This is a genomic window from Rhizobium sp. AN80A (assembly GCF_030053015.1).
GTDB lineage: Bacteria > Pseudomonadota > Alphaproteobacteria > Rhizobiales > Rhizobiaceae > Rhizobium > Rhizobium metallidurans.
Window position 1 is genome coordinate 3,200,226 of the sequence record NZ_JASJPX010000003.1, and the last position, 25,479, is coordinate 3,225,704.

At 63.9% G+C, this 25,479-nt stretch carries 21 protein-coding genes and 3 pseudogenes; 16 read left to right on the forward strand and 8 right to left on the reverse strand.

The window, feature by feature from the left end:
• Positions 1-21 precede the first annotated feature (21 nt).
• Positions 22-1,116, reverse strand: a complete 1,095-nt coding sequence (locus tag P3R82_RS27430; RefSeq protein ID WP_283196048.1) for a D-alanine--D-alanine ligase family protein — start codon at positions 1,114-1,116, stop codon at positions 22-24.
• A gap of 195 nt (positions 1,117-1,311) precedes the next feature.
• Positions 1,312-4,020 (reverse strand): preprotein translocase subunit SecA, encoded by a 2,709-nt coding sequence (gene secA, locus P3R82_RS27435; RefSeq protein WP_283196049.1) that lies wholly within the window; start codon positions 4,018-4,020, stop codon positions 1,312-1,314.
• A 245-nt stretch (positions 4,021-4,265) separates the two neighbouring features.
• Here secA and P3R82_RS27440 point away from each other — a divergent pair, with 245 nt between their 5' ends.
• From P3R82_RS27440 to P3R82_RS27465, 6 genes are all read left to right on the forward strand, one after another.
• On the forward strand, positions 4,266-5,153 hold the full coding sequence (locus P3R82_RS27440) for a peptidylprolyl isomerase (RefSeq protein WP_283196050.1): 888 nt from the start codon (positions 4,266-4,268) through the stop codon (positions 5,151-5,153).
• Positions 5,154-5,219: 66 nt separating this feature from the next.
• Positions 5,220-6,461 (forward strand): bifunctional glutamate N-acetyltransferase/amino-acid acetyltransferase ArgJ, encoded by a 1,242-nt coding sequence (gene argJ / locus P3R82_RS27445; RefSeq protein WP_283196051.1) that lies wholly within the window; start codon positions 5,220-5,222, stop codon positions 6,459-6,461.
• 7 nt (positions 6,462-6,468) lie between these two features.
• Complete coding sequence (locus P3R82_RS27450) at positions 6,469-7,251, forward strand: GNAT family N-acetyltransferase (RefSeq protein WP_283196052.1); 783 nt, start codon at positions 6,469-6,471, stop codon at positions 7,249-7,251.
• Positions 7,248-7,676 (forward strand): 8-oxo-dGTP diphosphatase MutT, encoded by a 429-nt coding sequence (gene mutT, locus P3R82_RS27455; RefSeq protein WP_283196053.1) that lies wholly within the window; start codon positions 7,248-7,250, stop codon positions 7,674-7,676. Before P3R82_RS27450 ends, mutT begins: the two co-directional genes overlap by 4 nt.
• A gap of 124 nt (positions 7,677-7,800) precedes the next feature.
• Positions 7,801-8,124 carry a hypothetical protein gene (locus P3R82_RS27460; RefSeq protein WP_283196054.1) on the forward strand — a complete coding sequence of 108 codons (324 nt, stop codon included), beginning with the start codon at positions 7,801-7,803 and terminating at the stop codon, positions 8,122-8,124.
• Between the two features lie 59 nt (positions 8,125-8,183).
• A complete protein-coding gene (locus P3R82_RS27465; protein ID WP_183901745.1) occupies positions 8,184-8,354 on the forward strand; it encodes a Flp family type IVb pilin in 171 nt (56 codons plus the stop codon).
• A 22-nt stretch (positions 8,355-8,376) separates the two neighbouring features.
• Here the strand turns inward: P3R82_RS27465 and P3R82_RS27470 are convergent, their stop codons facing one another.
• Positions 8,377-9,261, reverse strand: a complete 885-nt coding sequence (locus P3R82_RS27470; protein ID WP_283196055.1) for a methyltransferase domain-containing protein — start codon at positions 9,259-9,261, stop codon at positions 8,377-8,379.
• A gap of 123 nt (positions 9,262-9,384) precedes the next feature.
• On the opposite strand from P3R82_RS27470, the pseudogene P3R82_RS27475 reads away from it, so the two are divergent.
• The 5 genes and pseudogenes from P3R82_RS27475 to P3R82_RS27495 all read left to right on the forward strand — a co-directional run bounded on the left by P3R82_RS27475 (position 9,385) and on the right by P3R82_RS27495 (position 12,322).
• A pseudogene (locus P3R82_RS27475) lies at positions 9,385-10,157 on the forward strand (ComF family protein).
• 32 nt (positions 10,158-10,189) lie between these two features.
• The gene (grxC, locus tag P3R82_RS27480) at positions 10,190-10,447 is read left to right on the forward strand and encodes a glutaredoxin 3 (RefSeq protein ID WP_183901741.1); all 258 of its coding nucleotides are present in this window, start codon (positions 10,190-10,192) and stop codon (positions 10,445-10,447) included.
• Positions 10,448-10,456: 9 nt separating this feature from the next.
• Positions 10,457-11,314: a carbon-nitrogen hydrolase family protein gene (locus P3R82_RS27485; RefSeq protein ID WP_283196056.1), complete on the forward strand. Its 858-nt coding sequence runs from the start codon at positions 10,457-10,459 to the stop codon at positions 11,312-11,314.
• On the forward strand, positions 11,311-11,739 hold the full coding sequence (locus P3R82_RS27490; RefSeq protein ID WP_183901738.1) for a DUF1178 family protein: 429 nt from the start codon (positions 11,311-11,313) through the stop codon (positions 11,737-11,739). The genes P3R82_RS27485 and P3R82_RS27490 overlap by 4 nt, the downstream gene beginning before the upstream one ends.
• 1 nt (position 11,740) lies before the next feature.
• On the forward strand, positions 11,741-12,322 hold the full coding sequence (locus P3R82_RS27495) for a DUF3291 domain-containing protein (RefSeq protein WP_283196057.1): 582 nt from the start codon (positions 11,741-11,743) through the stop codon (positions 12,320-12,322).
• Positions 12,323-12,342: 20 nt separating this feature from the next.
• On the opposite strand, the gene ubiG is transcribed toward P3R82_RS27495, so the two are convergent.
• Positions 12,343-13,089 carry a bifunctional 2-polyprenyl-6-hydroxyphenol methylase/3-demethylubiquinol 3-O-methyltransferase UbiG gene (gene ubiG, locus P3R82_RS27500; RefSeq protein ID WP_283196058.1) on the reverse strand — a complete coding sequence of 249 codons (747 nt, stop codon included), beginning with the start codon at positions 13,087-13,089 and terminating at the stop codon, positions 12,343-12,345.
• Positions 13,090-13,270: 181 nt separating this feature from the next.
• Here ubiG and P3R82_RS27505 point away from each other — a divergent pair.
• A pseudogene (locus P3R82_RS27505) lies at positions 13,271-14,095 on the forward strand (FecR domain-containing protein); the annotation flags it as partial.
• 821 nt (positions 14,096-14,916) lie between these two features.
• Here P3R82_RS27505 and P3R82_RS27510 read toward each other — a convergent pair.
• The 4 genes from P3R82_RS27510 to P3R82_RS27525 form a co-directional block, all read right to left on the reverse strand.
• Positions 14,917-17,097 (reverse strand): adenylate/guanylate cyclase domain-containing protein, encoded by a 2,181-nt coding sequence (locus P3R82_RS27510; RefSeq protein WP_283196438.1) that lies wholly within the window; start codon positions 17,095-17,097, stop codon positions 14,917-14,919.
• Between the two features lie 132 nt (positions 17,098-17,229).
• A complete protein-coding gene (locus P3R82_RS27515) occupies positions 17,230-17,601 on the reverse strand; it encodes a hypothetical protein (RefSeq protein WP_283196059.1) in 372 nt (123 codons plus the stop codon).
• Between the two features lie 109 nt (positions 17,602-17,710).
• Entirely contained in the window at positions 17,711-17,938 is a 228-nt protein-coding gene (locus P3R82_RS27520; RefSeq protein WP_183901729.1) for a hypothetical protein, read from the reverse strand.
• Between the two features lie 201 nt (positions 17,939-18,139).
• A complete protein-coding gene (locus P3R82_RS27525; protein ID WP_283196060.1) occupies positions 18,140-19,261 on the reverse strand; it encodes a GH25 family lysozyme in 1,122 nt (373 codons plus the stop codon).
• A gap of 410 nt (positions 19,262-19,671) precedes the next feature.
• On the opposite strand from P3R82_RS27525, the gene P3R82_RS27530 reads away from it, so the two are divergent.
• From P3R82_RS27530 to prmC, 4 genes and pseudogenes are all read left to right on the forward strand, one after another.
• Positions 19,672-20,946, forward strand: a complete 1,275-nt coding sequence (locus tag P3R82_RS27530; RefSeq protein ID WP_183901727.1) for an aspartate kinase — start codon at positions 19,672-19,674, stop codon at positions 20,944-20,946.
• A gap of 91 nt (positions 20,947-21,037) precedes the next feature.
• Positions 21,038-23,306, forward strand: a pseudogene (ptsP, locus tag P3R82_RS27535) (phosphoenolpyruvate--protein phosphotransferase).
• Between the two features lie 27 nt (positions 23,307-23,333).
• Complete coding sequence (gene prfA, locus P3R82_RS27540) at positions 23,334-24,416, forward strand: peptide chain release factor 1 (protein ID WP_283196061.1); 1,083 nt, start codon at positions 23,334-23,336, stop codon at positions 24,414-24,416.
• Positions 24,413-25,312 (forward strand): peptide chain release factor N(5)-glutamine methyltransferase, encoded by a 900-nt coding sequence (gene prmC, locus P3R82_RS27545; protein WP_283196062.1) that lies wholly within the window; start codon positions 24,413-24,415, stop codon positions 25,310-25,312. The genes prfA and prmC overlap by 4 nt, the downstream gene beginning before the upstream one ends.
• The last annotated feature ends 167 nt before the right edge of the window (positions 25,313-25,479 follow it).

The following is a 25,479-nucleotide window of genomic DNA, read 5'->3' on the forward strand; positions in this document are numbered from 1 at the left end:
ACCCGTCCCCAGTCCGAAGCCTTAGCCGCCGCCGCGCGCAAGCGCCCTGTCGATCAGGACATCGAGGACCTCGGCATAGCCGACGCCCGATGCCGCCATCGCCTTGGCGTACATGCTGATATTGGTGAAGCCGGGGATGGTGTTGAGTTCGTTGACGACGAAGGTCATGTCGGGCATCAGGAAGAAGTCGACGCGGGCCATGCCGTCGCAGCCGAGCGCCTTGAAGGCCTGGCGCGCGGTCCGGCGCAGTCGGTCCTCGATCGCCTTCGGCAGCTGCGCCGGCACGCGCAGCGCCGCACCGGCCTCGTCGACATATTTCGCTTCGTAGCTGTAGAAACCGTGGCTTTCGGCCGGCGCGATCTCGCCAGGCAGCGAGACGGTGATGTCGCCGTTCGCGTGCTCGAGCACGCTGAACTCGATCTCGCGGCCGGCGATGAACTCCTCGGCGAGCAGCTTGCCGTCATGCCTGAAACCTTCCGCGAGGGCGGCGGCGAAGTCCTCTTGAGTCTTCACCTTGCTGACGCCGACCGAAGAGCCCTGGCGGGCGGGCTTGATGAAGAGCGGCAGGCCGAGTTCGCGCGCGGCGGCGTCGAAGGAGGGCACGCTGTCCTGCTGGATGCAGAGCGCTTTCGCCACGGGCAGCCCGGCATCCCGCAGCAGCCGCTTGGCGATGTCCTTGTCGATGGCGGTGACCGATCCGAGCAGCCCGCAGCCTGCGAGCGGCACACGGGCAACGGATGCCAGCCCCTGGACCGAACCATCCTCGCCGTGCATTCCATGCAGCACGGGAAAGAGAACGTCGATCGCGGACACTTCATAGGGCTGCGCGCCCTGGGGTATGGCGAGCATGCGGCCGTGGCCGCCGGGAACAAGGCTGACCTCGACCGCTTCCTCGACCCTGGCCGCCGCCGAAGGCGCCGTACCCTTGGGCAGAAGCAGCCAATGTCCCTCCCTGGTCACGAAGATCGGCAGCACGTCGTAGCGGTCGGCGTCGAGGGCCGCGACGACGTTGGCGGCCGACAAGATGGAGACGTCGTGTTCGGGGGAACGGCCGCCGAACAGAATGGCGATGCGCGGGCGGGAATCTCTCGGGCGATGGGTTGAATTTGTCGTCATGGTCGATGGTCCCTTTCAGCCCGCAAGCTCGACGAACAAAGCGACTGTTTTGCGGCTGAATTCCGGGCGGATCATGAAATTGCAAGTTGTGGGCGGATTTTACCGCTGGCGAGACAAAGCGGCGGAATGCGCGCATGAAAAAGCCCTCGCGACATGCCTGTCGCGAGGGCTTCGATTTCAATGCTCGAACCGGCTTCAGGCCTGTTCGAAGGCACCGTGGCAGTGCTTGTACTTCTTGCCCGAACCGCAGGGGCAGACCTCGTTGCGGCCAACCTTGCCCCAGGTGGCGGGGTCGCCGGGGTTGCGGTTTTCGGGTGCGACGGTGACGTCCGATGCCTGGTAGACCGAGCCGAACTCGTCTTCGCCGGTATTCGGATCGATGTGATGCGCCTGCATGACCGGTGGTTGCGGTTGCTCCTGCTGCACCAGCTCGACACGCATCATCTGGGCGGTGACGGCCTGGCGGAGGTTGTTGAGCAGCGAGGTGAAGAGCTCGAAGGCTTCCGACTTGTATTCCTGCAGCGGGTCGCGCTGGGCATAGCCGCGGAAACCGACGACGGAGCGCAGGTGGTCGAGATTGACGATATGTTCGCGCCACAGCGAGTCCAGCGTCTGCATGACGATCGAACGCTCGACATAATGCATGATGTCGTCGCCGAAGCGTTCGGACTTTTCCGTGAAGACGGCGTTGGCCGCGTCCGTCAGGCGTTCGCGGATATCGTCTTCGCCGATGCCTTCTTCCTTGACCCAGTCCTCGATCGGCAGGTCGAGGTTGAGGAGGGCGTTGGTCTGCTCCTTCAGGCCCGCGGCATCCCACTGTTCGGCATAGGCGTGTTCGGGAATGTGCTTCTGAACGAGCTCCTCGATGACTTCACGACGCATGTCGGAAACGGTCTCGGAGATGTTTGTCGCTTCCATCAGCTCGAGGCGCTGTTCGAAGACCACCTTGCGCTGGTCGTTCAGAACGTCGTCGTACTTGAGCAGATTCTTGCGGATGTCGAAGTTGCGGGCTTCGACCTTCTTCTGCGCGCGTTCCAGAGCCTTGTTGATCCAGGGATGGACGATTGCCTCGCCTTCCTTGAGACCGAGCTTGGTCAGCATCGAATCCATGCGGTCCGAGCCAAAGATGCGCATCAGGTCGTCCTGAAGCGAAAGGTAGAACTTCGAGCGGCCCGGGTCGCCCTGACGGCCGGAACGGCCGCGCAGCTGGTTGTCGATGCGGCGGCTTTCGTGGCGCTCCGTCGCGATGACATAGAGGCCGCCGGCGGCCAGCGCCTGTTCCTTGAGCTGCTTGATCTCTTCGCGGATCGCCTCGATCCTGGCCTCGCGCTCAGGCCCGGCCTCGACTTCGCCAAGCTCGCGCTCGACACGCATTTCGAGGTTGCCGCCGAGCTGGATGTCGGTACCGCGACCCGCCATGTTGGTGGCGATGGTGACGGAGCCGGGAACGCCGGCCTGGGAGACGATGTAGGCTTCTTTCTCGTGGTGGCGGGCGTTCAGAACCTGGAAGTTCTTGTAGCCCTGCTTCTCCATCAAGTCAGCCAGATATTCGGACTTTTCGATCGAAGTCGTGCCGACGAGAACCGGCTGGCCGCGCTTTTGCGCATCGGCGATCTCGGCGATGATCGCCTTGTACTTCTCCTCGAAGGTCCGGTAGACCTCGTCGTCCTCGTCGATACGCTTGATCGGCAGGTTGGTCGGCACCTCGACGACGTCGAGATTGTAGATGTTGCCGAACTCTTCGGCTTCCGTCTGCGCCGTACCCGTCATGCCGCCGAGCTTGTCGTACATGCGGAAGTAGTTCTGGAAGGTGATCTGCGCCAGCGTCTGGTTCTCAGGCTGGATCTTTACATTTTCCTTGGCTTCCAGCGCCTGATGCTGGCCTTCCGAGTAACGGCGGCCCGGCATCATGCGGCCGGTAAACTCGTCGATGATGACGATCTCGTCGTTGCGGACGATGTAGTCCTTGTCGCGCTGGAAGAGCTTGTGGGCCTTCAGCGCGTTATTGACGTGGTGGACGATCGCGACATTCTCGATGTCGTAGAGGCTCTCGCCCTTCAGGAGGCCGGCCTGGCGAAGCAGGTTCTCGAGCTTCTCGGTGCCTTCTTCGGAGAAGTTGGCGGAGCGCTGCTTCTCGTCGATTTCGTAATCGCTTTCGACGAGCAACGGGATGAAGGCGTCGATCGTGTTGTAGAGATCGGAACGGTCGTCGAGCGGGCCGGAGATGATCAGCGGAGTGCGGGCTTCGTCGACCAGAATCGAGTCGACTTCGTCGACGATCGCGAAATTGTGACCGCGCTGGACCATCTGGGCTTTTTCGTACTTCATGTTATCGCGCAGATAGTCGAAGCCGAGCTCGTTGTTGGTCGCGTAGGTGATGTCGCAGTTGTAGGCCGCGGCGCGTTCCTCGTCGGAAAGACCGTGGACGATGACGCCGGTGGTCAGGCCGAGGAAGCCATAGAGACGCGACATGGTGGCCGCGTCGCGCTGGGCGAGGTAGTCGTTGACGGTGACGACGTGGACGCCCTTGCCCGACAGCGCGTTCAGATAGACGGGAAGCGTCGCGACGAGCGTCTTGCCTTCACCCGTCTTCATTTCCGCGATCGCGTTGGAATGCAGGATCATCCCGCCGATCAGCTGTACGTCAAAAGGTCGCATGCCGAGAACGCGGCGCGAGGCCTCGCGCACCACGGCGAAAGCCGGAACGAGGATGTCGTCGAGCGTCTTGCCTTCGGCGAGCAGCTTGCGGAACTCCACCGTCTGGGCGGCGAGCTGCTCGTCGGACAGCGCCTTGGTTTTCTCCTCGATCGCATTGATCGAGGCGACGTTCGGCGTGAAGGACCGCACGCGGCGATCGTTGGCAGAGCCAAATATTTTACGGGCGATACCGCCAAAGCTGACCATACGACTGGTCCTTTCTGAATATTCATCCCGGGCTTTTCTTAAGTGCTGCCCGGCCGAATTTCGGGCGCACGTATCGAAACGCCAGGAAACTTTTCTGGACGCGAGGTTGCGTGACAGATAAGAGGGGGGTCGAATGATGTCAACGGATTTGGCTGATATAGAAAGGCCACATTCCAGTGTTGATGGCTGTTTCGGGCTCGATTCACGAAGTTGAAGCCGGTGGTTTAACTGTGAAGGAATATTGAATGTTGAATTACAACAAATTTGCCGTCGTGGCGCTTGCAGCTTTTGTTGCGTTTCAGGCACCGGTACGCGCGCAGGACAAGGCGGATCCAGTTGTCGCCAAGGTCGGCGACGTCGACATCCTGCAGTCGGAACTCGATCTGGCCGTTGCCAACCTCGACCCGCAGCTGGGCCAGCTGCCCGACGACCAGAAGAAGGTCGCCGCTCTTTCGGCCGCCATCGACGTGAAGCTGCTCGCCAAGGATGCGGCCGCCGAGAAGCTCGACCAGGAGCCCGAGTTCAAGAAGCGCATGCAGTATCTCGCCGATCGCGAGCTGCATAACGCCTACTTCAAGAAGTACGTCGTCGACACGATCACCGACGCCGACGTCAAGGCTCGCTACGACAAGGAAGTCGCCGCCCTTCCGAAGCAGGAAGAAGTTCGCGCCCGCCACATCCTGGTGAAGACGGAAGCCGAAGCCCAGGACGTCATCAAGCAGCTGGACGCCGGCAAGAACTTCGCCGATCTGGCGAAGGAAAAGTCCACCGATCCGAACAAGGCCGACGGCGGCGATCTCGGCTATTTCACCAAGGGCCGCATGGTCAAGGAATTCGAGGACGCAGCCTTCGCGCTTGAAAAGGGCACCTACACCAAGACCCCGATCAAGACCGATTTCGGCTATCACGTCATCCTCGTCGAGGACAAGCGCGACTCCGCTCCTCCGCCCTACGACCAGGTCAAGGATCAGGTTCGCCAGCTCGTCATGCGCGACAAGTATCTCGCGCTTCTCGCCACCGCCAAGGAAAAGTCCAAGATCGACATCACGGACGAAGCCCTGCGCAAGGGCTACGAGGACGCCAACAAGAAGCCGCAGCCGGGCGAAGAGCCCGCCGCCCCGGCTCAGCAGTAATATCATCCATCGAGGGCCCGGTTTTTCCGGGCCCTTCCATATCCTTCCAATGCCAGGTCGATGATCATGTCCGGTTCCGTTTCCCCGCTCGCTCCCAAAACCTTCGTGTCCATGCCCGCGCTACGCGGTGTTCGCATGGCAACCGCCTCGGCGGGGATCAAGTACAGGAACCGGACCGACGTGCTGATGATGGTGTTCGACAAGCCGGCGGCCGTCGCCGGTGTCTTCACCCGCTCCAAGTGCCCTTCGGCGCCCGTCGATTTCTGCCGCGCCAACCTGCCCGGTGGCGTGGCGCGTGCCGTGGTCGTCAATTCCGGCAATGCCAACGCCTTTACCGGCGTCAAGGGTCGTGAGGCGACCGCGCTCACCGCCAAGTCCGCGGCCGCCGCCGTCGGCTGCGCCGAGAGCGAGATCTTCCTGGCCTCCACCGGCGTCATTGGCGAGCCGCTCGACGCCACCAAGTTTTCCGGCGTGCTCGACACGCTCTACGCCGACGCGTCAGGCGATTTCTGGTTCGAGGCCGCCAAGGCGATCATGACCACCGACACCTACCCGAAGGTCGCGACCCGCACGGCCGAAATCGGCGGTGTTGCGGTCTCGATCAACGGCATCGCCAAGGGCGCCGGCATGATCGCGCCCGACATGGCGACGATGCTCTCCTTCGTCGTCACCGACGCCGACATCGCGCCCGCAGCGCTGCAGGCGATGCTGTCTCAGGGCGTCGATCCGACCTTCAACTCGATGACCGTCGACAGCGACACCTCGACCTCCGATACGCTGATGCTGTTTGCCACCGGTGCTGCCGCCGAGGACGGCCAGGTTCGCGTCGAGACGGCCGACGATCCGCGTCTTGCGTCGTTCCGCGCGGCGCTCAACGATCTCCTCAAGGATCTGGCGCTGCAGGTCGTGCGCGACGGCGAAGGCGCCACCAAGATGCTCGAGATCACCGTGACGGGCGCCGAAAGCGACGCCGCCGCCAAGACGATCGCGCTGTCGATCGCCAATTCGCCGCTGGTCAAGACCGCGGCCGCCGGCGAGGACGCCAACTGGGGTCGTATCGTCATGGCCGTCGGCAAGTCCGGCGAAATGGCCGACCGCGACCGCCTCGCCATCTGGTTCGGCGACGTGCGCGTTGCCGTCAATGGCGAACGTGATGCAGGCTACTCCGAGGAGGCTGCCTCCAACGTCATGAAAAAGCAGGACATTCCGGTAAAGGTGGAAATCGGTCTCGGAAACGGCACGGCAACGGTCTGGACCTGCGACCTCACAAAGGAGTATGTCGCCATCAACGGTGACTATCGGAGCTGATCTTTCATTGACCGAAGCACTCCCCAAGAAGGCAAATCTGCCGCTCGTACGCAGGCTTGAAGCCGTCGGTTTCCGCGCCTGGCCGGCCTCGTCGGTTGTCTATGACGGCAGCTGGCAGGTGCGGCTGACGGCGGGACATCCGTCGAACCGGCTGAACTCGATCGTGCCGCTCGATCCCTCCGATCATCGCGACGTCGAGATCCGGCTGGCCAAGGCAAGCCGCAAGTTCGAGGCCTATGCCCGCCCCGCCGTGCTCAGGCAGACGCCGCTGGCGTCGCCTGTCCTGATCGATCTGGTGAAGGCCGAGGGCTGGACGCCGTTCGACGAGACCATCGTCATGACGTGCGACCTCGCCCATGCCGACCTGCCGGATACGCTCGATCATCTGCCGACGCATGACATCAGCCGCTTCGTGGATGCCAATCTGGCGACCGACCAGGTGTCGACGAAGCTGAAGCCGGCGCTGGCCGAGGTGATCAACGCGATCAAGCCGCCATCCGGCCTGTTCATGGTCGAAGATCCGCAAACGGGGCCGCTGGCGACCGTGCTGTGCGTGCAGGACAACGACCTCGCCGGCATCATGTCGCTCTCCGTCACCCCGGCGCGCCGCCGTGAGGGGCTCGGGCTCGAGATTCTGACCTCGGCGCTGCGCTGGGCGCGGATGCGCAGCGCGCGCTCCGCCTGGCTGCAGGTCAAGACCGGCAACGTGCCGGCGATCACGCTTTACGAGCGGCTCGGTTTCGTCGAAGCCTATCGCTATTCCTACTGGCGGCGGGATCTTTGCCGATGAGCGCTACAGTCGTGAGCGGTACTGGGCACAGCATTCTCCTCGTCGTCGCCTGCGCCCTGATCGACGCGGACGGCCGTATCCTTTTGGCACAGCGGCCCGAGGGCAAATCGCTGGCCGGCCTTTGGGAGTTTCCCGGCGGCAAGATCGAGCCGGGCGAAACGCCTGAGGAGACGCTGGTGCGCGAACTCCACGAGGAGCTCGGAATCACGACGAAGGTCGCGTGCCTGGCGCCGCTCACCTTCGCCAGCCATACCTACGAGAAATTCCATCTTCTGATGCCGCTTTACGTCTGCCGTCGTTTCGAGGGTATTCCCGTCGGTCGCGAGGGGCAGGCGATCAAGTGGGTGAAGCCGCAGGCGCTGCGGGATTATCCCATGCCACCGGCCGACGAGCCGCTGATCCCCATCCTCCAGGACTTACTTTAGATATTTCTACTGTATAACTATTTCCGTGCCATTCTGGCTGTGGATATTAATCGATCGTTTAACAGATTCTGGCAAAGATCGGCCTCAATCAAGCAACTGGCGTGTGTGTATGAAGGCTTGACGCATGGACGACGATTTCTGGAAAGCAGTTCGGGAAAAAGAGCAGGCTTCGGCTTCCTCGCGCAAGACGGGGGTGCTGAACATCGCCCTGCTGTTTGGCACGGCCGTGGTGGCGCTGACGCTGATCCTGACACCGATGCTCGCCGACAAGTCGAAGTCGAGCGTCTTCGCAAGCGCGCCGTCTGAATTCGATTCCATCACGACGGGTTCGATCCCGAAGACCGAGAACGAGAACGGCAAGCGCTATACGATCCGTCGCAGCGTGCTGCAGGAGATGCCGGGCTCCGTCTGCGTGGTGCAGGGTTACGGAAGCAGTACCGGCTGCTGAGGGCTGATGCCCGGGGCGATGCAAAACAATCGACGCTGATGTCGCGCGAGGGACGAATGATGAGACTGCTGAAAGCATTTGTCGCCGACCGCAATGGCGCCACCGCCATCGAATACGGCCTGATTGCCGCCCTGATCGCCACAGCGCTCATCACCGGCGTCGGCGCCGTCAGCGGGCAGCTGAACAACATCTTCACCACCATCGCCAACCAGATACCGGCACTCAACTGAAGCCAGGTGGCCGCAAGCCGGGCTACTGCTTGAGCTTGTGCTCCTCGACCTTCAGCGCGTCCGCGAGCCTGACCTTGGCCGAACCCGGCCGCAGCGGCTTCTGCTGGCTTTCGTGCGGTGCCCACCCCGAGACATAGATGATCGAGAAGGTCGCCCTGATGCGGCCATCCGGATCGGAATAGCGCTCCGCGTAGAGTTCGGCGGCCCGCAGGAAGAATGCGCGCGTCAGGGGCTTGCCGCTGCGCTCGGCGAGCGGATTGGCCATGCCCATGGCGCGCAGGTCGCGCATCAGCGGAAAGATGGAATCGTAGCGGACCGTATAGGTCTCGGCGTCGATGACGGGCAGCGCGAAACCGGCGCGCTGCATCAGGCCGCCGACATCGCGGACATCGGCGAAGGGAATGACGCGCGGGCTCGCGCCGCCGGTCATCTCGATCTCGGTGGCGAGCAGGACGTCGCGCAGTTCCTGCAACGTGCCGGAGCCGGGAATGGCGGCGAGGAACAGGCCGTCGGGACGGAGCGCGCGGCGGATCTGGATGAAGACGCCGGGCGTGTCGTTGGTCAGGTGCAGGCTGAGGGGCGCGATCACCAGATTGGCCGATTGCGGCTCCAGCGGAACCATCTCCAGCGGCGCCTCGATGAAGGCATCGTCCGAAGTGGCGTAGGCCTGTTCGCTTTCGACGCGGGTAAGGCTGCCGATCTTGCCGGTGGCCTTGGCGGCTCGGGCGGCCGATCCGGTTGCGCCATGCAATTCCACGGCATGCTCGAAGGTCCGCTCGACGACGGCGAGGCGTTCGCCCAATTCGTCGGCTGCGATATCGAGCAGGAAGGTTGCCTTCGGATCGTTGTTGCGAAGCGCGCGATGACGGTTCGCCGCGATCCTCGATGTATCGAAGATGATATCCATGCCGACGTCAATAATCCCGCCGGGCCGGGGCGGCAAGGCGATTTTGCCACTGACCTTGCCGGCAACTTTACCGATGATTTACGAATGATTTTCCCGGCGCGCGAAATGCGCTATCGTTTCGCCATGGGGTTGCGCGGTCTGAGAGGTTTGGCGGGGATCGACCGGGTGCTGAGGCGTCCGCTCTCGCTTCTGGTCGACCTTGTCTATCCGCCCGCCTGCGCCGTCTGCGGCGTATCGACGGGGCGGCATCGCGGCGTCTGCCCGAAATGCTGGTCGGAGCTGCGCTTCATCGAGCGGCCCTATTGCGAGGTTCTCGGCATTCCGTTTTCCCATGATCTCGGCCCAGGGATACTGAGCGCGGCCGCCATCGCCGAGCCGCCGCCGTTCGACCGCCTGCGCACGGCGGCCTTTCACGACGAGGCAGTGCGCAATCTCGTACACGGGCTGAAATACCGCGACCGCACCGATCTGGCGCCGATGATGGCGGCGTGGATGCTGAGAGCATCAGACGGTGCCGTCGAGCGCTGCGACGCGATCCTGCCGGTGCCGCTGCACCGCACGCGGATCTTGTCGCGCCGGTTCAACCAGGCGGCGGAGCTCGCGCGTCACATGGCGAAGCAGGCCGAACGCCCGCTCTTGCCGGCGACGCTGCTGCGTGTCCGCCGCACGCGCCAGCAGGTGGGGCTGGGCGCCAAGGCGCGGCAAGACAATGTGCGCGGCGCTTTCGCGATCGCCGCGGGCCGCGAGGGAGATGTGTTCGGCAAGCGGCTGGTGCTGGTCGACGACGTCTACACCACGGGCGCGACTGTCGCGGCCGCGCCAGGGTGCTGCGCCGCGCGGGCGCCGCCGAGATCACGGTTTTGACCTTTGCAAGGGCTCTTTCGGAAACTATATGACAGTGAGATAAATGCCTTGTCTGGAGCCCCTGATGGTACCGGTTACGATCTATACGCGCGACGGCTGCGGTTTCTGCGTGCGCGCCAAGTCCCTTCTTTCCCAGAAGGGTGTCGATTTCGTCGAGCACAATGCGAGCTCCACGCCGGCCTTCCGCGCCGAGATGATCGCGCGCGCCCATGGCGGCTCGACGTTCCCGCAGATTTTCATAGGCGACAAGCATGTCGGCGGGTGCGATGATCTCTATGCGCTGGAGCGTGCGGGCAAGCTCGACCCGCTGCTGGCTGCTTAGGATATGCCAATGACCTTCAAGGCCGCCGCCATTCAGATGTGTTCGGGTATCGATCCGCAGCGCAACGCGGCCGATATGGCGCGGCTGGTGCGCGAGGCGGCCGCCTCGGGCGCCACCTATGTGCAGACGCCCGAGATGACAGGGATGCTGCAGCGCGACCGCGCCGCCGCCAAGGCGCATCTTTGCGACGAGGCCAACGACATCATCGTGCGCACCGGCCGCGAACTCGCCGGCGAACTCGGTATCCACGTGCATGTCGGTTCGACGGCGATCGCGCTCGACGACGGCAAGCTTGCCAATCGCGGCTATCTCTTCGGTCCCGACGGCAAGATCCTGAACCGCTACGACAAGATCCACATGTTCGACGTCGATCTCGACAACGGCGAGAGCTGGCGTGAGAGCGCCGCCTACCGGCCCGGCCAGGAGGCGCGTGTTGTGTCGCTGCCGTTCGCCGAGATGGGTTTCGCGATCTGCTACGACGTTCGCTTCCCGGCGCTGTTTCGCGCCCAGGCGGTTGCCGGCGCCGAGGTGATGACGGTGCCCGCCGCCTTCACCCGCCAGACCGGCGAGGCGCATTGGGAGATCCTTCTGCGCGCCCGCGCCATCGAAAACGGCATGTTCGTGATCGCCGCCGCCCAGGCCGGCGTGCATGAGGACGGGCGCGAGACCTTCGGGCACTCGATGATCATCGATCCCTGGGGCAAGATACTGGCTTCGGCTGGCGGCACCGGCGAGGCGATCGTGATCGCCGAGATCGATCCGGCCGCCGTGAAGGCGGCGCGCGACAAGATCCCGAATCTCAAGAATGCCCGCGAGTTCTCGATCGAGACGGTTGGCGGCGATGTGTCCGGAGGCGTGGCCGCGTGATCCGTTATTCGCTGCGCTGTGACAATGCCCATGAGTTCGAAGGCTGGTTTTCCGAAAGCGCCGATTTCGAGCGACAGGTCGCGTCCGGTTTTCTCACCTGTCCCGCCTGCAATTCGGCCGCCGTCTCCAAGGTGCTGATGGCGCCGTCGGTCTCGACCGCGCGCAAGAAGGACCAGATGCAGACGGTCGCCATGGATGCCGCGCGCCGCGAGGCGTTCCAGAAGCTCAAGGAGGCCGTGACCGCGATCAAGGCCAATTCCGAGGATGTCGGCGAGCGCTTTCCCGAGGAGGCGCGCAAGATCCATTACGGCGAGGCCGATGCGCGCGGGATCATCGGCCAGACGACACCTGACGAGGCGCAGGCGCTTCTCGACGAAGGCATCGAGATCGCGGCGCTTCCCGTGCTGCCCGACGACGTGCACTGAAATGAATTCGGACGCGCGCCTTGCGATGTATAACTTCGGTTTGCACGTGGCGCCCTTCGAGAGCGACGCTGTCGAGGGTTTTCGCCTGCGCGAGCCGGCCAATTTCGAGGCTGCACGCCGCGCCTGCGGCTTTGTCGGCCGCTCCGGCTATGCCGGCGAACCGGGCGTGCGAAGCTGGGGACCGCAGGTCTTTCCGCGTTTCATCGAGGGTAGCGGCTTTGATGCCGCGCCATCCTCCCTGTCGCTCTGGACCGATATCGAATCGCTGATGGCGTTCAGCTATGATGGCGTGCATGCCGATGCGCTGAAGCACGCGCGCAACTGGAACGTCAAACCGTCATGGCCGCCGCTCGTTCTCTGGTGGGTGGGGCCGCATCACCGGCCTGACTGGGCCGAGGCTGTCGAGCGCTTCGAGCATCTGGCGGATCACGGGCCGAGCGCGCGGGCTTTTACGTTCAAGGCCCCGTTCGGCTCGGACGGGGCGGAGATCGGGATCGATCGCGCCCGCGTCAAGGAACTGGCGGCGCGCAACGCCGAAACGCAAGCCGATCTGCTTGCGCATGTCAGGACCTTGAAAGTCTAGTCGAATGGCGGCGGGTGCCCTTACGCCTCGCGCCTGGCGAGCAGCATGTAGTTCACGTCCATGTCGCGCGACAGGTTCCACTGGTTGGACAGCGGATTGAAGAACACGCCGGTGCGGTCGATGATGGTGAGGCCGTCCGCGGCGACCGGCTTTTCGATCTCTTCCGGGCGCACCAGCTTTTCGTATTGGTGGGTGCCGCGCGGCAGCCAGCGCAGGACGTTTTCGGCGGCGAAGATGGCGAGTGCGGCTGCCTTCATCGTGCGGTTGATGGTGGCGACGAACATCAGGCCGCCGGGGCGGACCATTTTCGCGCAGGTGGTCATGAAGAAATCGACGTCGGCGACGTGTTCCACCACTTCCATGTTCAAGACGATGTCGAAGGTCTCGCCGGCCTCGGCCAGTTGTTCTGCCGTGACCGCGCGGTAATCGACCGGCACGCCGGACGCCTTCGCGTGGGTCGAGGCGATGCCGATGTTCTTTTCGGACGGGTCGGCGCCGATGACGGTGGCGCCCATGCGGGCGACCGGCTCCGACAACAGGCCGCCGCCGCAGCCGATATCGAGCACCCGCAGGCCTTCCAGAGGCCGGGCCGAGCGCGGATCGCGGCCGAAGTTCTCGGCCGCCTTGTCCCTGATATAGGCGAGGCGAACGGGGTTGAACTTGTGCAGCGGCTTGAACTTGCCGGTCGGGCTCCACCACTCGGCGGCCATGGCCGAGAAGCGATCCACTTCGCTCTGGTCGATCGTGCTCTTCGCCGCTTCCGTCATGGTCCTGCTCCTTCGTTGGTCAGGAGTGAAGTCGGACGAACGGCTCGCGAAGTCAAGAGCCGGCGACAGTGTCGCGTCGTCGCGGTAGTGCTCGGCTTTCGCGCCCGGCTACTACAAGTGGATAAGGCGACGTCCTTCAATACATTGTGATATAGTTAATGTATTGTTGAGGGTAAGGGCAATGTTGCGTCTGCGTCATGCATTGGCCGCCGTGCTCGGCCTGTCGATGTGTTTCCCGTTTCCGGCGTACGCGGAAGTTGCGGTCGGGGAGGCGACTCTCATCAAGACGGAGGTCGCCGGTCAAAACGGGCCTCTGGTGGTCAAGGACCCTGTCTATCGCGACGAGCGCATCCGCACCTCGATTGGCGGGCTTGGGCAATTCGTCTTCCGTGACGGCACCAAGCTCGCCGTCGGCGCGGGGTCGTCGGTGGTGATCGACAGCTACGTCTACGACGACGCCAATTCGGTCAAGAAGCTGACGATCAAGGCGGCGAAGGGCACGTTTCGCTGGATCAGCGGCAATTCCTCGTCATCGGCCTATTCGATCGTGACGCCGGCGGGAACGATCGGCGTGCGCGGCACGGCGTTCGACGTCTATGTCGCGCCCAACGGCACCACGGCCATGGTGCTGCTCAACGGTTCGGCGCAGTTTTGCGGCGCCGGCGGCTGCAAGCAGCTGCGGGAGCAATGCGACTGCGTGATCGCGTCGCGCGGCGGCGGCGTGTCGGATCCGCGCAAGGTCGACCAGACGACACTGCGGACGCTGAGGAACAACAAGGCGCTGCCATTCCTTTCGGGAAACCAGCAGCTGTCGGGCCCGCTTGGCAATATCCGCACCAGTTGCGGGCTGCGCAGCATGCGCGCGGAGCGGCAGGAACGGCCCGCCGATAGAACGCCGCCGCCGCTCTTCGCGCCGCCGCAGCAGACGCCGCCGGCACCGGAGCGGCCGCAGAAGCCGGATAAGCCCGATAAACCCGACAAGCCGCATTATCGTCCCGACAGGCATCACCAGGACAGGGACCACCGTCCGGATCGCCGCCACTCCGATCGGGACCGGGATCACGGTCCCTGGGGAGGACGCGGAGGCGATCGCGACGGGCAACATGGCGGCCGTGACAACGAGAATGGCGCCGAGGGTGGCCGGGGTCATGACGGCGGCGGCTGGGGCCAGCGCAGCGGACAGCACGACCAGGCCAACCAGGGCCGCCACGGCCCGCGCGATGGCGCAGGCAACCGGCATGAGGGGCAGCGCGATCGCGGCGGCAGCGACCATGCGACGCGGGATCGGGAAAATCAGGGCAATGCCACCCGCGATCATGGAAACCGGGATCAGGCCGATCGCGATCAGCGAGGCCGGAATCACGCGGGTCGGGATCGCTCCGATGGCGGCAATGGCGATCAGGGCGGGCATCGCGGCCGGCAGAAGGGCGGTTCCGCGCCCGGGAATGATGGGCCGACGCAGGCCGGCGGAACGGTGACCAATCCCGCTTCCGGTGAAAGTGCCGGGGGTGGCGGCGGTATCGGGGCCGGCGGTGGCGCCGGGAGCGGCGATCCGTCGGGCACGGGCGGCCGTCATGGCAACAGGCAGGACCGCGGCGGTGTTGGGCAAGGCAATGGCGGCGGCGGGTGGCAAGGCGGCGGTGGCAGCGGTGGCCACATGCGCGACCGCGGCGGCGGCGACTGAGCCGCATCGCGATCCCCGAAATTTGACCGTTGCGCTTCAGTCCGCTGTTTCGCGCATGCCTTTCGGTTCGAGCATGTCCGTGTCCCGATACCCTGTTTCGGGAGACATTTTGTGGAGCGGGTTCATTGCGACAGGGATAGTCGTCACGACGCCTGTTCCGACAGCACGCTTGCGGGCGCGGCTGGCGGCTCGCGAAAATGTTCGGCGCGGCGGGCGAGGCGGCGGTAGAACTCCTGTGTCGTCGCCCCGTATGGCTGCGCGCGCTGCCTGACCTTTCCGAGCAGCTTGCGGCTGTCTGCGGAGCGGCTGGCGAAGGCGTCGATCAAGGCTTGGTGCGCGGTCTCGAGGAGCGCGAAGGTCGCCGAGAGGCCGACGGTCTCGTCGCCCAGCGTCGCATAGAGCCTTGTGCGCGTACTCTTGCCCTTGAGCCCGAGCGAGCCGGCGTCGAGCAGGGCGAAGTGCGGCAGCGCCGCAGCGGTCGTCTCCGAGACCAGAATGTCGAAGCCGACCTCCTTGCAGCAACCCTCGATGCGGGCCGAGACGTTCACCGCGTCGCCGACGGCGGAGTAGTTGAACCGGCTTTCGGCGCCCATGTTGCCGACGCAGGCAAGGCCCGTGTGGATGCCGATACCGATCCCCACCTGATACTCCTCGCCGAAACCGAAGGCGTCGGTGGCGTTCAGCCTCGCCAGCGTCTCGCGCATCGCAAGGGCGGCGCGCACGGCCTTGACGGGATGATCGGCGACATCGACCGGCGCGTTCCAGAACGCCATGATGGAATCGCCGATGAACTTGTCGAGCGTGCCTTCGTTGGCCACAACATGGCGGCTCAGCGCGTCGAGCAGCGTGTTGAGGAAGCGGACGACCTCGGCGGGCTGCAGGCGCTCGCTCAGCGTCGTGAACCCCCTGACGTCGACGAACATCACGGTCAACTCGCGATCGTCGCCGCCGAGGCGCAGCGCATCCGGATTGTGTTCGATGCGGTGGAGCAACGAGGGAGAGAGATACTGTCCGAACGCCTTGCGGACCTCGCGCCGCTCGCGGTCGATGACCAGGATGCGGAAGGAGGTGGCGGCGAAGTGAATGATCGAGGCGGCGATGATCGGGGCCAGCGGATCGAACAGCAGGCCCCATCGCAGAAAGGCGAACCAGGAGGAAGCGAAGGCCAGCGCTGTGACGATCAGCCCCCAGGCGAGGCCGACGGCCGGGCTGACGAAGGTGGTGACGATGACGAGGCAGGTGCCGAGAACCGCGATCAGCAGGATTTCCATGCCATCGGCCCAATCCGGCCGGGAGAGGAAGCGCCCAGACAATATCTGCTCCACGGTCTGCGCGTGGATGGAGACGCCGGGTACGTTTTCGCCAAGCGACGTGGTGCGGATATCCTGCAGGCCGGCCGCGGAGGTGCCGATGAAGACGATGCTGCCCTCGATGGCCGCCGCCACCTCGGGCGCGGGGCCGTCGGGAGCCAGCACCCTGGCCGCGGAAACATAGCGCTCGGCGACATCAGGGCTGGTGTAGAGCCAGAGTTCGCCGGAGGCGGTGACCGGCACGACGAAGTCGCCGACCTTGATCGAGGTCAGCGTGTCGGAAATACCGGGTGCCGCCGCGACGACATAGGTCGAGGCGCCCTGCGCGACCCGCAGCGCCTCGAGGGCCAGGTTGGGGTAAAGCTGCTCTCCGTCGCCCAGCAGCAGGGGCACGCGGCGGACGGTGGCCGAATAGGTGCCGGGATTGAGGCTGATATGGCCGAGGCCGGTGGCGTTGATCTGCAATTGCGGGCGCAGCGGCGTTGCCGCCGTCATCCGCGGCGGCGCGTTGAACGGGCTCTCGCCGGTAAAGGCGAAGCCGGCCTTGACCGGCGGCTTGTAGCTGCCGTCCATGGACAGGCCGAAGCCGAGCACGACGGGCTTGCCGGCGATCGCCTCCGCGAAGGTCTGATCGTTGTCAGGTAGCCGGCTAAGAAGTGTCGGATCGACGCCGGCGACATCGCGCATGATCGAACGCGGCGACAGCCGGTCGGCCTCGGCAAACAGCACGTCGAAGGCGATAGCGGCCGCCCCCATCTCGGACAGGCGCTGCACCAGAAGCGCCAGCCGGTCTCGCGGCCATGGCCACTGGCCGAATTCCCGCAGCGAGGCGTCGTCGATATCGACGACCCGGACGGGCGTGTTTTCGAACTTGCGGGGGGTGATCCGCTGGTATTCGTCGAACGTGATGTCGCGGATCTGGCGCAAGAGCGGCGGATCGGCGGCGCGCAGCAGCGTGAGGGTCGCGACGAGCGCGAGACCGAGAACCACGCCGATTTTCTGCATGCGTGTCATGATCGGACCGGCTCCCGCGCCCGCAGCCTGGCAGCGGTCGAAGCGATGGTTCGCGACGCCAGGCTCCAGGCGCATCTAGGCTGCCTGTTTCCCGGGCGTGGCGCAACTGCGTCTTTCGGGCGTTCGGCGCTGCTAGAGTTCAGTGCATGTCAGCTCGACCGCGCCACTGTTGTTCCAGTACATCCACGGAATGTCGTTTGCGCAGCAGTACAGGATGCCGTCTCGCGGGGCGCTCCAGGGTTTCAGGCTCTCGCCAATGGCAAAGGCCGTCGACTTATCCTTGTCGATGGCGCCGACAAGGACGAACCACGGTTTGTCGGGCATGACCTTGCATTTCGCAACTGGCTCAAGCCACGGGCTTTCATAGCCATTCGCACTCTTCTTGATATACCAATCCGTCCACGTGCCCGATGCCTTGAACGCGTAGGTCGCGCCTTGCCTGAGGTCGCAGACCCGCGTCCAGCGTTGGTCCGCAGGTATGGATTTCGTTATTGTGAATGGCATGATGACATCTCTCCACGATGCGCAGCCGCAAGCGGAAAGATTAGTTGTATTCTGTAGTGATGCAACAATTAATTGCATGGAAGTCGGTTTTGCCGCCGGGCCGCGATGATCAGCCCTGCGGTGCCGTGTCCTGCTTGGCCGAAGCTGCGTGGGCTTCGAGAATTGCCGCGGCTATGACCTTGCGCAACTCGTATACGAGGGATCGAGACCGCTTGCGATCCAGATCCTGGGCCGCCTTGGCAAGACTTAGCCCCTCGTTCAAAACAATGTGATGGGCGCGTGCAAGTGCCCAGGTCTCAATATCAGGATTTCTCATTCGGAATCTCCGCCAAATCATTCAGCTTCAAAGATTTTCGCGAATCAACTTACGCCGCATACTTACAATCAAAGAAGAATCACACTTACATTTGGTTGGAAATATCCGCATTACCCGATTTTTAGTAGTGTGGCATATTTGTAGCTGCCGGCGGCCCCGGTTTAGCGCCAGAGTTGCGTTTAATTGCTGCCGTTTTCTCTTTAGGTGGAACTTGCGGGGGCGTCAGTCGTTGGCCGCCATCATCCCGTTGCTGGGGCGCCCGGCGGACCAGCGCATCCATTGATCCGGACTGCCGTTGAACACGTTGAGATCGATCTTCCCCTCGACGCCGTGCGACAGGCCCGAGCCGGAATACTGCCAGAAGACCCACTTGCGACCGGGATAGCGCTTGGACGGATGAGCGGCGACGGAACGCAGCCAGAAAGGATAGTTCTGGAAGGCGCCCTGCAGGTTGTCGGCATAGAAATCCGGCGCGGTATAGATGACCGGGCGCTTGCCGTAGTAGTTTTCGAGCTTGTCCATGAAGACCTGCATCTTTTCCAGCACGGTTTCACGCGTGGGGCGACGCTTGCAGGCGGATTCGCCGTTCCACTCGACGTCGATGACCGGCGGCAGGGCGTCGGGATCGCGCGGAACGTTGCGGATGAACCAGTCCGCCTGTTCGCCCGCCGTGCGGCACCAGTAGAAGAAGTGATAGGCGCCGCGCCTCAGGCCGGCGTCCTTGGCCTTGCGCCAGTTGGTCTTGAACATGGGATCGAGGTGGTCGCCGCCGTCGGTCGCCTTGATATAGGCGAAGTTGGCGCCCTGCGTGCGCAGCTTGGGCCAGTCGATATCGCCCTGCCAGCGCGAGACGTCGACGCCGTGAACGGGGAGCTTCTGCGGCGAGGCGGAGCCGAAGTTGATCGGCTTGGCATCGCGGAACTGGCGGCCGTAGAGCTTGCTGCGGGTGCGCGGCTGGCCCGTTTCATCCATATCGGGAAGATCGGGGCGCTGCACGGCGGGTTCCGCGAGCGGCGGACGCGCCGGCGGCACCATCATCGCCGTCATCGGGCGCTCGGCGGGAAGCGGCGCGCCGACGGTGCGGGTCGTCGGCTCGAAGGCCTTCGGCTCGGGGATCGGGCCGGCCCATGCCAGCACTTCCTGCGATGGAGCAACCTGCTGCCCGGACGCTCCGATATCGGCGGAGGGAATGGCCGAGGATGGAACGGCGGCGGGCGGCGCGATCGAATTCGTCGTTTCGCGCGAGGGCGCAGCCGAAGCCAGGACGTCGGGGCCCGATGTCGACGTGCAACCCGCGAGGGTCAGACACACAAGGACGATTGCTGGCACAGCCGAAAAACGCATTGGGAACCCGTTACTCATCAAAGGACCAACGCCGAACACACGGGCGCCAGGAACATCAAAGGGTATTGCTAACGGGAAATTACCAAAAAATGCTGAATCTAATCTTTACGCCGGAAAATGTGCGAAGGCGAGGCGGGGGCCGGGATTGTCATGCCCATGTCACAATGCGTTCGGCTTTGCCTGCGCGGGCTGCAAATTGCGCGCGCAATTGAGGCCGTCATTCTCCTTTCTCCACCTTGCCACCCCCTCACAAACTCGTTATGAGACGCCGCAACTTGGGCCCTTGGGCGCAGGGCTTTAGAAGGGTTCCAGAAACTCCCAATTCCGGCTCTTCGGCTTGCTGCTTCCAAGGCTTCGTCGTGCCGGGTCTGGCGTTCGTCTCTCCCGGCGGTTTGCTGTGGTAGAGGCTTATGGCACGCATCGTAATGAAGTTCGGCGGAACATCCGTCGCTGACCTGGACCGTATCAAGAACGTTGCCCGCCACGTCAAACGCGAGGTCGATGCCGGTCATGAAGTGGCCGTCGTCGTTTCCGCCATGTCGGGCAAGACAAACGAACTGGTCGGCTGGGTGCAGAATACGCCGAAGGTCGTCGGCGCAAGCTCGCCTTTCTATGATGCACGCGAATATGACGCCATCGTCGCCTCCGGCGAGCAGGTGACGTCGGGTCTGCTCGCCATCGCGCTGCAGGCCATGGACGTCAACGCCCGTTCCTGGCAGGGCTGGCAGATCCCGATCCGCACGGACAATGCGCATGGCGCGGCCCGCATCCTCGAGATCGACGGCTCGGAAATGATCAAGCGCATGGGCGAGGGCCAGGTGGCCGTCATCGCCGGCTTCCAGGGTCTCGGCCCCGACAACCGCATCGCGACGCTTGGCCGTGGCGGCTCGGATACGTCGGCGGTCGCGATCGCTGCCGCCGTCAAGGCCGACCGCTGCGATATCTATACCGACGTCGACGGCGTCTACACGACCGATCCGCGCATCGTGCCGCAGGCGCGCCGCCTGAAGAAGATCGCCTTCGAGGAAATGCTCGAAATGGCGTCGCTCGGCGCCAAGGTCCTGCAGGTTCGCTCGGTCGAGCTTGCCATGGTGCACAAGGTGCGCACCTTCGTGCGTTCGTCTTTTGAAGATCCCGATGCTCCGGGCATGGGTGATTTCTTGAATCCGCCCGGAACGCTGATTTGTGACGAGGAAGAAATCGTGGAACAGGAAGTAGTCACCGGCATCGCCTATGCCAAGGATGAAGCGCAGATCTCGCTTCGCCGTCTCGCCGACCGTCCGGGCGTCTCCGCCGCGATCTTCGGACCGCTGGCCGAGAACCACATCAATGTCGACATGATCGTCCAGAACATCTCCGAAGATGGCTCGAAGACCGACATGACCTTCACCGTGCCGTCGGGCGACGTAGACAAGGCCATCAAGGTGCTCGGCGAGCACAAGGACAAGATCGGTTACGACGTCGTGCAGAACGAATCGGGCCTGGTCAAGGTGTCGGTCATCGGCATCGGCATGCGCAGCCATGCCGGCGTGGCGGCGACCGCTTTCAAGGCACTTGCCGATAAAGGCATCAACATCAAGGCGATCACGACCTCCGAGATCAAGATTTCCATCCTGATCGACGGTCCTTATGCGGAACTCGCTGTCAGGACTTTGCATTCCTGCTACGGTCTGGATAAGAACTGATTCCCAGCAGGCTCGCCGCGCGTACAAGTTGATTGGTGGCGCGGCTGTCTGCCGGGCCACCTTGCTTTCTGTTTTTGGAGCTTGAGACGCAATGAGAGACCTTTCCGGCGGTCCGCGCGTGCTGCTCAAGCGGCTGCGCGAGTTGATGGCGGAGCCGCTGGAGCCACAGGAGCGTCTTGACCGGATCGTTCGCCAGATCGCCAGCAACATGGTGGCGGAGGTTTGCTCCGTCTACGTGCTGCGTTCCGACGGCGTGCTCGAACTCTATGCAACCGAAGGTCTGAACCGCGAAGCCGTCCACCTGGCGCAGCTGAAGATGGGGCAGGGCCTCGTCGGCACGATCGCCGCATCGGCCGCCCCTCTCAATCTCTCCGACGCGCAATCGCACCCGGCCTTCCGCTACCTGCCGGAGACGGGCGAAGAGATCTATCACTCCTTCCTCGGTGTGCCGATCCTGCGCGCCGGCCGCTCGCTCGGCGTTCTCGTCGTGCAGAACAAGGCCAGCCGCAACTATCGCGACGAGGAGCTGGAAGCGCTCGAGACGACGGCGATGGTGCTGGCCGAGATGATCGCCACCGGCGAGCTGGAAGAAGCTCACCAAGCCGGGGCTCGAGCTCGATCTCACCCGCTCGGTCACCATCGACGGTGACACCTACAACGAAGGTATCGGGCTCGGCTATGTCGTACTGCACGAGCCGCGCATCGTCGTCACCAACCTGCTCAACGACGACGCCGACAAGGAAATCCGCCGGCTTGCCGAAGCGCTGGGTTCGCTGCGTATCTCGATCGACGATCTGCTCTCGCAGCGCGACGTCTCCATGGAGGGCGAGCATCGCGAGGTGCTCGAGACCTACCGCATGTTCGCGCACGACCAGGGATGGGTGCGCAAGCTCGAGGAGGCGATCCGCAACGGCCTGACGGCGGAAGCCGCGGTCGAAAAGGTGCAGAGCGACACCAAGGCGCGGATGATGCGCCTGACGGACCCCTATCTGCGCGAGCGGATGCACGATTTCGAGGATCTGGCGAACCGCCTGCTGCGACAGCTGACCGGCTATACCGGCCGCACCGCGGGCGATGGTTTCCCGGGTGACGCGATCATCCTGGCGCGCGCCATGGGGGCCGCCGAACTGCTCGATTATCCACGCGCCAATGTGCGTGGCCTGGTGCTCGAAGAGGGCGCCGTGACCAGCCATGTGGTGATCGTGGCGCGCGCCATGGGCATTCCCGTCATCGGCCAGGCGGCCGGGATCGTGGCGCTGGCCGATAACGGCGACGCCGTGATCATCGACAGCGACGGCGGCCATGTGCATCTGCGGCCGCTGCCGGAGCATCAGCGCTCCTACGAGGAGAAGGTGCGGTTCCGCGCCCGCCGACAGGAGCAGTTCCGGGCGCTGCGCGCGGTCGAGCCGCTGACCAAGGATGGGCAGCGCGTGTCGCTGCAGATGAATGCCGGCCTGCTGGTCGACCTGCCGCAACTGTCGGAATCGGGCGCCGAGGGCATCGGGCTGTTCCGCACCGAGCTGCAGTTCATGATCGCCTCCACGCTTCCCAAGGCGGAAGAGCAGGAGCAGTTTTACCGCAACGTCCTGAAACAGGCCGCCGGCCGGTCCGTGACCTTCCGCACGCTCGATATCGGCGGCGACAAGGTCGTGCCCTATTTCCGCGGCCACGAGGAAGAGAACCCGGCGCTCGGCTGGCGGGCGATCCGCCTGTCGCTCGACCGCCCTGGTCTTCTGCGCACGCAGCTGCGCGCCATGCTGAAGGCAGCCGCCGGCATGGAATTGAAGCTGATGGTGCCGATGGTGACCGAGGTCTCGGAAATCACCGCGGTGCGCGAATTGCTTCAGAAGGAAGTGCAGCGCCTGTCGCGCTTCGGCCACGGGCTGCCGCGCAAGCTGCAGTTCGGCGCCATGCTCGAGGTGCCGGCGCTTCTGTGGCAGCTGGACGAGCTGATGGCGGCGGTCGACTTCGTGTCGGTCGGGTCCAACGATCTGTTCCAGTTCTCGATGGCGGTCGACCGTGGCAATGCGCGGGTCTCCGATCGTTTCGACACGCTGGACAAGCCATTCCTGCGCATCCTGCGCGATATCGTGCGGGCAGGCGAACGCAACAATACGCAGGTGACGCTCTGCGGCGAGCTGGCGGGCAAGCCGATTTCGGCCATGGCGCTGCTTGGGATCGGTTTCCGTTCGGTGTCGATGTCGCCGGCCGCGATCGGTCCGGTCAAGGCCATGCTGCTCGGCCTCGACGTCGGCGCGCTGTCCAAGGCGATGCACGAGGCGCTCGACGACACGACGACGCCGACATCGATGCGCGAACTGCTTGCCCATTTCGCCGAAACACACAACATCCCTCTGTAGCCAGAGGCAAACAGAATTGGAGTGAGGGTGGCGAAGCTTCCCGTTGAAAAGATGCGCGAGCTGGAACGCCGCTTCGGCGAGATCGAAGCGCGCATGTCGGCCGGCCCCTCGGCCGACGTCTACGTCAAGCTTGCCTCCGAATATTCCGAGCTGCAGCCGGTCGTGACCAAGATCCGCGCCTATGAGAAGGCGCTGTCTGAGCTTGCCGATCTCGAGACGCTGCTGGACGACAAGACCGTCGACCGCGAAATGCGGGATATGGCCGAGATGGAGCTTCCCGAGGTCAAGGAGCGGATCGAAGCGCTGGAACAGGAAATCCAGATCCTGCTGCTGCCCAAGGACGCGGCCGACGAGAAGAGCGCCATCCTCGAAATCCGCGCCGGCACCGGCGGCTCGGAGGCGGCGCTGTTCGCGGGCGACCTGTTTCGCATGTACGAGCGCTATGCGGCGGCACACGGCTGGAAGGTCGAGGTTCTCTCGTCCAGCGAGGGTGAAGCCGGCGGCTTCAAGGAAATCATCGCGACGATCACCGGCAAGGGCGTGTTCGCCAAGCTGAAGTTCGAGTCCGGCGTGCACCGTGTGCAGCGCGTGCCGGAGACGGAAGCGGGCGGGCGTATCCATACGTCGGCGGCGACGGTTGCCGTGCTGCCCGAGGCCGAGGAGATCGACATCGAGATCCGCGCCGAGGATATCCGCATCGACACGATGCGCTCGTCGGGCGCCGGCGGCCAGCACGTCAACACGACCGACTCGGCCGTGCGCATTACCCACCTGCCGACCGGCATCGTCGTCACCAGCTCCGAGAAATCGCAGCACCAGAACCGCGCCAAGGCGATGCAGGTCCTGCGGTCGCGTCTCTACGACGCCGAGCGCCAGCGCGCCGACAGCGAGCGCTCCGCCGATCGCAAGAGCCAGGTCGGCTCCGGCGACCGCTCCGAGCGCATCCGCACCTATAATTTCCCGCAGGGGCGCGTCACCGACCACCGCATCAACCTGACGCTCTACAAGCTCGACCGGATGATGGTCGGCGAAATCGACGAGATCGTCGATGCGCTGATGGCCGACTACCAGGCGAGCCAGCTGTCGCAGCTCGGCGAGCAGCAGCCATGAGCGAGAAGGGGAAACAGGTCGCCGCGACGGTTTCCCAGCTTCTGGCCGAGGCGCGGCGACGCTTCACCGAGGCCGGCGTGGCCGATCCGGCCGCCGATGCGCGTGTGCTGATCGCGGGGTTGCTCGATCTGACGACGACCGGGATGCTGACCCGGGGAAGCGATCTGGTCGAGGATGCGGCCGCCTCGCGGATCGAGGACGCGATCGTGCGCAGGCTGGCGCATGAGCCGGTGCATCGGATCCTGGGCGAACGCGAGTTCTACGGCCTGCCTTTGGCGCTTTCGGCGGCGACGCTGGAGCCAAGGCCGGATACGGAAATTCTCGTCGATACAATGCTTCCTTATATGAGAGACCTTGCGGGTAAGCATGGTCATCTCCATATACTGGATATGGGAACGGGAACCGGGGCTATATGCCTCGCGCTGCTCAAGGAATGTCCCGAGGCATCGGGCACAGGGAGCGACATCTCGGTCGACGCGCTGAAGACGGCGCAATCCAACGCGGAAAGAAACGGGCTGCAGCAGCGCTTCAAGGCGGTGCGGTCCAGCTGGTTTCAGGACATAGACGGGACGTTTCACGTCATTGTCTCAAATCCGCCCTATATAGCGTCCAGTGTCGTTGACACTCTTGCTCCCGAAGTGACAAAATTTGATCCGGCCGCCGCACTGGATGGCGGCATGGATGGGCTTGACGCCTACCGCGCGATTGCCAAGGATGCCGCAAGGTTCATGCATCCCGACGGTGTTATAGGGCTTGAGATCGGCTTCGATCAGCGAACTGAAGTGACCGAGGTTTTTGAGGCGGAAGGCTTCAAATGCCTGGAATCGGTGAAGGATTACGGCCACAACGACCGTGTGCTCGTGTTCGCCCGTCACTTGTTGGCAACAAGCGGCTGAATAGACTAGTCCATTGGTGTCATTGCGAAGAAAAGGCTTGGATTTAAACGGGAAGCAATATAGGTTGCCCCCACGTATTGGAGAGATAGGTCAGAACGATTGTTCGTTCGAAGCTAGCTCGGCCTCGGGGGTCCACTCTCTTAAACGAGAGTTTCAAAGGTTGAAGA